At 74.1% G+C, this 2101-nt stretch carries 3 protein-coding genes; 2 read left to right on the top strand and 1 reads right to left on the bottom strand.

Features of this window, described 5'->3' with window-relative positions; translation table 11 throughout:
• A partial coding sequence (locus MXD58_RS26250) for a LytR C-terminal domain-containing protein (RefSeq protein WP_250610440.1) occupies positions 1-333 on the top strand: 333 nt, incomplete at its 5' end.
• An 89-nt stretch (positions 334-422) separates the two neighbouring features.
• On the top strand, positions 423-1292 hold the full coding sequence (gene otsB / locus MXD58_RS26245) for a trehalose-phosphatase (protein ID WP_248839198.1): 870 nt from the start codon (positions 423-425) through the stop codon (positions 1290-1292).
• 83 nt (positions 1293-1375) lie between these two features.
• Here otsB and MXD58_RS26240 read toward each other — a convergent pair.
• Positions 1376-2101, bottom strand: a 726-nt coding sequence (locus tag MXD58_RS26240; protein WP_250610438.1) for a trehalose-6-phosphate synthase, incomplete at its 5' end; no start/stop codon positions are given.

Genomic DNA, 2101 nt, shown 5'->3' with positions numbered 1-2101 from the left:
GCGCCGCCCGCGGCCGAGCCCCGCCCGCCGGTGCCGGCCGTGCCGGTCGTCGTGCTGAACGACTCGCGGATCCAGGGCCTGGCCGAATCCGCGGCCCGCCAGCTCACAGCGGCCGGGTTCACCGTGGCCCGGACGGGCCCCTACCGATCGACCTACAACGTGCCGGTGCCCACGGTCTTCTACGACGAGGCGCACCGCGACGCCGCCCAGGCGCTCATGGACACCGTTCCCGGGATCAAGAAGATCACCCCCCGTTCGCAGACGAAGATCGTCACCAACGACCCGCTGATCCTCGTCGTCACCCGTGACTTCCCCGCCGACCCGGGGAACTGAGCATTGCGTGACCGGCCCGCCCTGATCTCCGTGGTGGGCGCGATCGCCGGCCCACGACCATCTCGACGACACGAACCCGGGAAGGCCCTGTGACCGACTCCACCCACCACGACTCCGCCACCTCCGCCGCGACCTCGCCCGCGCCGCGCACCCCCGCCGGTGGTGCTGGCCTGGCCGCCCTGCTCACCGCGCCCGAGCGGGCCCTGATCGCCCTCGACTACGACGGCACGCTGTCACCGATCGTCGCCCGCCCGGCCGACGCCGTGCCGGCGCCCGGCGCGCTGGCCGCGCTGGCCGGGATCTCCCATCGGGTGGGCACCCTGGCGATCATCACCGGCCGCCCGGTGGACTCGCTGCTCGAACTGGCCGGCTTCGAGAAGCTGCCCGACCTGGGCGAACTGATCATTCTCGGCCAGTACGGCCTGCAGCGCTGGGATTCCCAGACCCGGGAGATCACCAGTCCCGACCCGCTGCCGGGCGTCGCCGCCGTGCGCGCCGCCCTGCCGGATCTGCTGCGCGACGCACCGCCCGGCACCGTCGTCGAGGACAAGCACCACGCGCTTGTCGTGCACGTGCGCCGCGCCGCCGACCCCGACTCGGCGCTGGGCGCGCTGGCCCCCGCGCTGACCACGCTGGCCGAGGAGCATGGCCTGGAGGCCGCGCCCGGCAAGAAGGTGCTGGAGCTGCGCCCGCCAGGCCACGACAAGGGCGGTGCGCTGCGCGGCCTCGTCGCGAACCGCGGCGCCCGCAGTGTCCTTGTCGCCGGGGACGACTACGGCGACCTCCCCGCGTTCACCGCCGTCGACGAACTGCGCGCCACCGGCATTCCCGGCATCACGGTGTGCAGCGACAGTCCGGAGGTGCCCGACGTGCTGCGGGAACGGGCGGATCTCGTGGTCGGCGGCCCCGCCGGAATGGTCTCGCTGCTGGAAGTGCTCGTCGACCGCCTCGGCGGCTGACCTGACCTGACCTGACCTGACCTGGCCGGCGGCTCGCCACCAGACGACCGGCCCGCCGACCGCCGACCCGGCGGGCCGGTCGGTCAGCGGTCGGCGGCCAGGGCGGCGAGCTGGTCAGTGAACCACGTCCGCGGGGGCAGCCGACCGGCGGCGGCGGCGAGTTCCCCTGCGCGGCGCCGCCGGTCCGCCGGCGCCATCACGAGCGCGTCGTGCAGCGCCTGCGCGGTCGCCTGGATGTCGAACGGATTGACCACCAGGGCCGCCCCACCCAGCTCCGCGCAGGCACCCGCCTCCCGGGACAGGACCAGCACGGCGTCGCGTCGGGACAGCACCGGTCCCTCCTTCGCGACCAGGTTCATCCCGTCCCGGATCGGGTTCACCACGAGCACCTCGGCGAGACAGAGCGCCGCGATCGACCGCGGGTAATCGTCGGACAGCTCCAGGCGCAGCGGCCGCCAGCGGTCCTCGGCGAACTCGTCGTCGATCTCGGCGGCCAGGCGCTGTATCGACGCGGTGTACTCGCGGTATTCGGGCAGGTCGTGCCGGGATGGGTAGGCGCAGACCAGATGCACGACCTTCCCGCGCCACTGCGGCCGGGACCGCAGCAGCTCACGGTACGCGGACAGGCCCCGCACGATGTTCTTGGACAGTTCGGTGCGGTCCACGCGCACGATCAACCGCCGGCCCTCGACGAGCTTCTCCAGCTCCGCGACCCGGGCGGCGACATCGGCCGCCGCCGCCCGCCCGCGCAGCTCGCCCGCGTCCACGCCGAGGGGGTGCACCCCGATCCGCACCATCCGCGGCTCGGG

It is taken from the genome of Frankia sp. AgKG'84/4 (assembly GCF_023242965.2).
GTDB lineage: Bacteria > Actinomycetota > Actinomycetes > Frankiales > Frankiaceae > Frankia.
The sequence above is the reverse complement of the archived record's forward strand: the minus strand, read 5'-3'. Positions and strand labels throughout refer to the sequence as shown.